This is a genomic window from Bradyrhizobium sp. SHOUNA76 (assembly GCF_023006445.1).
Lineage (GTDB): Bacteria > Pseudomonadota > Alphaproteobacteria > Rhizobiales > Xanthobacteraceae > Bradyrhizobium.
Genome location: NZ_JALBHA010000422.1, coordinates 1 through 5756, shown reverse-complemented (window position 1 = coordinate 5756; position 5756 = coordinate 1). Strand labels below are relative to the sequence as shown.

Genomic DNA, 5756 nt, shown 5'->3' with positions numbered 1-5756 from the left:
CCCTCGGCCGCCGGCCGCCCGAGCAGGCGCCCGCGGCGTTCGGGGCATTCGCGGGCCCGGTTTTTGATCCCGACAACATCCCGGGGCATCTCGAGGCGTTCGAGGTTGGGCGCTGGAAGGCCTGATTCGGATCCTGCTTTGTTTTTGAGCACACAGATTCATCGCCTAAATATTCATCAGGGTGCTCGAATTTCGTGAAAGCGCGCCGCCCGGGATTTTCCGGGCGAGCGCCCAATCAGCTGAAAAGATAGATCTTTCCATTTTGGCCAAGCTGGCACGCAACTTGAATGTTGCAGTGCGGCCAGCTTGTCACAGGTGCCTGCTGAGCCGAGTCCCGCAGCAACGAAGCTGATCGGACCGTCGGGTGGCGAAGCCGGCTCTCAGGGCCAGCCCAGTTCCTCGCGGGTCGCGCCAATGTCCGTCGATGCCACCCTGGTGGCCGCAGGAGCTTCGTTACCGACCATGAAAATCGATACGCTCGCAGTCGACTTTACCGACGAGCAGAAACGCTATCTCGAAGGCTTCACGACCGGTTTGCAGATCAGCAAGGTCGGGCGCGGTCTCGGCGGCGCCGCCGCCGGCAAGGCGAGCACCGAGCCGACCGGTCCCGATGCCGTGCACATCAAGGCGCAGGACAAGGTCATCGCGTCCGGCAAGAAGCTCGCCGATCAGGAAAAGTTCAAGCGCGACGAGCATCCGTTCGATGCCTATCCGCGGCTGCGCCAGCAAGCGCTCGACAACGCGCCGCCGAGCCCGGCCGACAATTTCCGCTGGCGCTATTATGGCATCTTCTACGTCGCGCCGACGCAGGACTCCTATATGAGCCGTCTGCGGATTCCGAACGGCATCATGAAGCACTGGCAGATGTCGGGCCTTGCCGATCTCGCCGACGAGCTCTGCGGTCCCTACAGCCACGTCACGACGCGCGCCAATCTGCAACTGCGCGAGATCCCGCCGAAGAACGCGGTGAAGCTGATCGAAGGTATCCAGGATCTCGGCCTGTGCTCGCGCGGCTCCGGCGCCGACAACATCCGCAACGTGACGGGCACGCCGACGGCGGGCATCGATCCGCAGGAAATCATCGACACGCGGCGCTATGCACGCGAGTGGCACCACCACATCCTCAACGATCGCTCGCTCTACGGCCTGCCGCGCAAGTTCAACGTCGCCTTCGACGGCGCCGGCAGGATCGCGGTGCTCGAGGAGACCAACGACATCGCTTTCACGGCCTATGAGGTGAAGGACGGTTTCGGCGTCGAGCCCGGAATCTGGTTCCGGCTCGGCCTCGGCGGCATCACCGGCCACAAGGATTTTGCCAAATATTCCGGCATCATCGTCAAGCCGGAGCAGGCGACCGCTGTTGCCGACGCGATCGTGCGCGTGTTCATCGACCACGGTGACCGCACCAACCGCAACAAGGCGCGGCTGAAATATGTGCTCGACGCCATGGGGCATGACGGCTTCCTCAAGCTGGTCGAGGAACGGCTGAAGACGCCGTTCACGCGCGTGCCGGAAGAGGCGTTTCTCCCGCGCCCCGCAGCGGACCGCATGGCGCATGTCGGCGTGCACAAGCAGAAGCAGGGCGGCCTCAACTGGATCGGCGTGTCGCTGACGCTCGGCAAGCTCACAAGCGAGCAGATGCGGGGTCTTGCCAAGGTTTCGCGCGATCTCGGCGATGGCGAGATCCGGCTGACGGTCTGGCAGAACCTGCTGATTTCCGGCGTGCGCGACGAGAACGTCGATCTCGCGGTCGCGGCCATCAAGCAGATCGGCCTCGCGGTCGATGCCTCCCACATCCGCGCCGGCCTGATCGCCTGCACCGGCAATGCCGGCTGCCGCTTCGCCGCCGCGAATACCAAGCGCCATGCCGCCGAGATCGGCGACTGGTGCGAGCCGCGCGTTGCGATGGACAAGCCGGTCAACATCCACGTCACCGGTTGCCATCATTCCTGCGCGCAGCACTACATCAGCGACATCGGCCTGATCGGTGCGCGCGTGCCTGTCAACGAGGACGATACGGTCGAGGGCTATCACCTCTTCACCGGCGGCGGGTTCGGCCCCGACGCCGACGTCGGGCAGGAGGTCTATCACGACCTCAAGGCCGAGGACGCGCCCAAGACGGTCGAGGCACTGCTCAAGGCCTATATCGCCCATCGCACGTCTGCCGACGAAACCTTCCTCTCCTTTGCGCGCCGCCATGACGGCGAAACGCTGCGCAAGCTTGCCGATGCACAGGTGTCCGCATGAACCAGATCACCCCTCCGCCCAGGCTCGACATCATTCCCGCCAGCGCACCGTTCTCCGATGCGCAGCGCTCCTGGCTGAACGGCTTCTTCGCCGGCCTGCTGTCGCCTGACGTCGCCGCGCCGCTGTCGGCGGAGCAGGGCGCCGCCGTCATGCAAGGAGCTGCCGGCGACGGTGACGACGGCGAAGCGCCCTGGCACGACCAGACCATGCCGATCACCGAGCGGATGAAGCTCGCCGAGGGGCGCCCCGTGCGCCGCAAGATGATGGCGGCGATGGCGCAGCAGGATTGCGGCCAGTGCGGCTACAATTGCCATGACTATTCGGAAGCGATCGCAGGCCGTAGCGAAGCGCGGCTCAACCTCTGCGTCCCCGGCGGCAAGGAAACCGCGCGGATGCTGAAGTCGCTCTATGAGGAGCTCGACAAGGCCCCTGCGGCCAAAGCGGCTGACAAGCCGGACGCTCCGGCGCCGGCCGTGACGGTGACGATCGCAGAGCCCGGCCGCTCGCGCGACAACCCTGTTGCCGCGACCTTCCTGTCGCGCCGCCTTCTCAACAAGGGAAAGTCGGAGAAGGAAACCTATCACGTCGAGTTCGATCTCTCCGAGAGCAAGCTCGACTACGTCGTCGGCGACAGCTTTGGTGTGTTCGCGCGCAACGATGTCGGCCTCGTCGACCAGATCATCGCGCTGCTGGGCGCTTCCCACACCACCAAGGTCAACGGCAAGACGCTGCGCGAGGTGCTGATCGACGACGTCTCGCTGTCGCCGGCACCCGACACGCTGTTCGAGCTGATCTCCTTCATCACCGGCGGCGCGGCGCGCGAGAAGGCGCGGGCGCTGGCGCAGGGGGAGGATCCCGATGGCGATGCCGCAACTCTCGACGTGATGGCGGCGCTGCAGAAATTTTCCGGTACGCGGCCGCATCCGGAGGCCTTCGTCGAAGCGTTGGAGCCGCTCCAGCCGCGGCTCTATTCGATCTCGTCCTCGCACAATGCGACGCCCGGAAAGCTGTCGCTGACGGTCGATTCCGTGCGCTACGTCATCGGCAAGCGCAAGCGTCTCGGCGTCGCCTCGACCTTCCTCGGCGAGCGCATCAACGACGGCGAGAAGCTCAAGGTCTACGTGCAAAAGGCGCACGGTTTCGGCCTGCCGCAGGATCCGAAGACGCCCGTCATCATGATCGGCCCCGGCACCGGCATCGCGCCGTTCCGGGCCTTCCTGCTGGATCGCAAGGCGACCGGCGCGCCCGGCAAGAATTGGCTGTTCTTCGGCCATCAGCGCAGCGACTGCGACTTCTTCTACCAGGAGGAGCTCAATGCGATGAAGACCTCGGGTCTGCTCACGCGCATGTCGCTGGCCTGGTCGCGCGACGGCGAGAAGAAGTTCTACGTGCAGGATCGCATGCGCGAGGTCGGCCGCGAGGTCTGGACCTGGCTTGCCGAAGGCGCGCATCTCTATATCTGCGGCGATGCCAAGCGCATGGCCAAGGACGTCGAGCGCGCGCTGGTCGACATCGTCGCCCAGTTCGGCGCACGTTCGACCGATGAGGCCGTCAGCTTCGTCGCCGAGCTCAAGAAGACGGGCCGCTTCCAGGCGGACGTGTACTGAGTGCTGTCAGTCCGACATTGTCCGAGCCGGTTCCAACTGGCTCGGATTTGAACGAATAAGATTCTCGGAACCCAGGCCTGGAGAGAATTTACCTCTGCGATGCCGCCGCTTCGCAGCAGGCGCATCGCTATTTGCACCACCATCTTGCCTCCCGCCCTGGTTGATCCCTCATAATCCCGCAAATGGGGCGTTGGAGATCGACCATGCGCGAACTATCGGCGGAAGCCAGACTGCATTTCTATGCGCGCTCGCTCTCGCGGCAGACCCGGGCGAACGCCCATCATCTGGCACTCTACAGCGCGTTTGCGGTTATTGCGGCCATCGTGCTCGGCTCGTTGTCGGTGCATCCGTTCTGACAGTCTCGTCGGGTGGGCAAAGCGAAGCGTGCCCACCAGCTGTCTCTGATACGACGAGATGGTGGGCACGCTGCGCTGCTCACCCTACGGCACCGTGTCAGCCTCACCCGTGCTTGAACGGCGCCACCTCGATCCCCGCAGCCTTCAACGCCTGACGCAAGCCGCGCGCGATGTCGACCGCGCCCGGCGTGTCGCCATGGATGCACACCGTATCCGTGCGCATCTTGATCACCTTGCCGGTCACCGAGACCACCGCGCCGTCCTGCACCATGCGCACCACGCGATCGGCGATGGCCTTGGCATCGTGCAGCACCGCGCCGGGCTTCTTGCGCGAGACGAGATTGCCGTCGTCCTCATAGGCGCGGTCGGCGAACACCTCGTGCACCATCGGCAAATTGGCCGCTTCGCCGGCCTTCACCAGCTTCGAATTGGCGAGCACGACGAAGATCAGGCTGGGGTCGACCGCCCTGATGCCGGCGGCGATCGCCTTCGCCGTCATGTCGTCCTCGCAGGCGACGTTGGAGAGCGCACCATGCGCCTTCACATGGGTGACCTTGTGGCCGGCGGCAGTCGCAATCGCCTGCAACGCGCCGATCTGGTAGGCGACGAGGTTCTCGATCTCGGAGGCCTTCAGGCCCGCGATCGGATGCCGGCCGAAGCCGTGCAGGTCGCGATATCCAGGGTGCGCGCCGACCGAGACGCCGCGCGCCTTCGCCAGCTCCACCGTCCGGCGCATGATGTCGGGATCGCCGGCATGGAAGCCGCAGGCGACATTGACCGAGCTTGCCAGCTCGATCATCGCGGCGTCGTTGCCCATCTCCCACGCGCCAAAACCTTCGCCGAGGTCGCAATTGAGATCGACTGTCTTCATGGGTGCTCTCCGCCTCTGGTTTTGTTGTTGCCTTAAGGCTCCTCAGTGACCTGCCAGGTCCCGGCATCGACAGCGCTCACGGCATAGCCCGCGACGTTGGCATCACTGAGCGCCTCGATGTTGAGTGCGACGGTGTCGGCAGAACGCAGGCGATCGGGCAGGGTCCGGATCAGTTGCGCGAATTTCTTCGCCTCGTCCTGCGCCTCGGCCACGCTGACGGCCTTGAAGCGGAACGCCGTTCCCGCCGAGGTCTGCGCGAGGCGGCCGACGTCGGCCGTGATGACGGTTGCGATCTTCGGATAGCCGCCGGAGGTGCCGCGATCCATCATCAGCGCGATCGGCGCGCCGTTGCCGGGCACCTGGATGCTGCCGTTGACGGTGCCGTCGGAAACGATGTTGTGGCCGTGCAGATGCTTGATGGCGGGGCCCTCGAGCCGGTAGCCCATGCGGTCGGAAGTCGCCGAGATCTTCCACTCGCTTCCCAGGAACAGCGCCTTGTTGGCGTCGTCGAACTCGTCGTCCTGCGGGCCCAGCACCACACGGATCGGGCCGCTCGCGGGCTTCGGCAGCTCGATCCGCAGCTCAGGCGCGCCGCTGGCGTTATCAACGGTGAACTCGTCGCCAGCCTGCAGCGGGCGCGGGTAGGGGCTGCCGAGCCCCGCGCGGGCATTGTCC

The 5756-nt window shown here is 65.2% G+C and carries 4 protein-coding genes and 2 pseudogenes; 4 read left to right on the top strand and 2 right to left on the bottom strand.

Going from position 1 to position 5756, the window contains the following annotated elements; all coding sequences use genetic code 11:
- The 4 genes and pseudogenes from MOV74_RS29565 to MOV74_RS29550 all read left to right on the top strand — a co-directional run.
- Positions 1-125, top strand: a pseudogene (locus MOV74_RS29565) (nitrate transporter); the annotation flags it as partial.
- Between the two features lie 337 nt (positions 126-462).
- Entirely contained in the window at positions 463-2247 is a 1785-nt protein-coding gene (locus tag MOV74_RS29560; protein ID WP_246930214.1) for a NirA family protein, read from the top strand.
- Positions 2244-3854 carry a sulfite reductase subunit alpha gene (locus tag MOV74_RS29555; RefSeq protein WP_246930213.1) on the top strand — a complete coding sequence of 537 codons (1611 nt, stop codon included), beginning with the start codon at positions 2244-2246 and terminating at the stop codon, positions 3852-3854. Before MOV74_RS29560 ends, MOV74_RS29555 begins: the two co-directional genes overlap by 4 nt.
- Positions 3855-4057: 203 nt before the next feature.
- Positions 4058-4210: a hypothetical protein gene (locus MOV74_RS29550; RefSeq protein WP_198172553.1), complete on the top strand. Its 153-nt coding sequence runs from the start codon at positions 4058-4060 to the stop codon at positions 4208-4210.
- Positions 4211-4313: 103 nt separating this feature from the next.
- Here the strand turns inward: MOV74_RS29550 and MOV74_RS29545 are convergent, their stop codons facing one another.
- Positions 4314-5081, bottom strand: coding sequence for a LamB/YcsF family protein (locus tag MOV74_RS29545; RefSeq protein WP_246930212.1), 768 nt, complete (start codon positions 5079-5081; stop codon positions 4314-4316).
- Positions 5082-5113: 32 nt separating this feature from the next.
- Positions 5114-5756, bottom strand: a pseudogene (locus MOV74_RS29540) (allophanate hydrolase); the annotation flags it as partial.

What these genes read in the sequence shown, in the direction of transcription:
- MOV74_RS29550 (WP_198172553.1), top strand. Translation starts at nt 4,058, where the DNA reads ATGCGCGAACTATCGGCGGAAGCCAGACTGCATTTCTATGCGCGCTCG.
- MOV74_RS29560 (WP_246930214.1), top strand. Translation starts at nt 463, where the DNA reads ATGAAAATCGATACGCTCGCAGTCGACTTTACCGACGAGCAGAAACGC.
- MOV74_RS29555 (WP_246930213.1), top strand. Translation starts at nt 2,244, where the DNA reads ATGAACCAGATCACCCCTCCGCCCAGGCTCGACATCATTCCCGCCAGC.
- MOV74_RS29545 (WP_246930212.1), bottom strand. Translation starts at nt 5,081, where the DNA reads ATGAAGACAGTCGATCTCAATTGCGACCTCGGCGAAGGTTTTGGCGCG.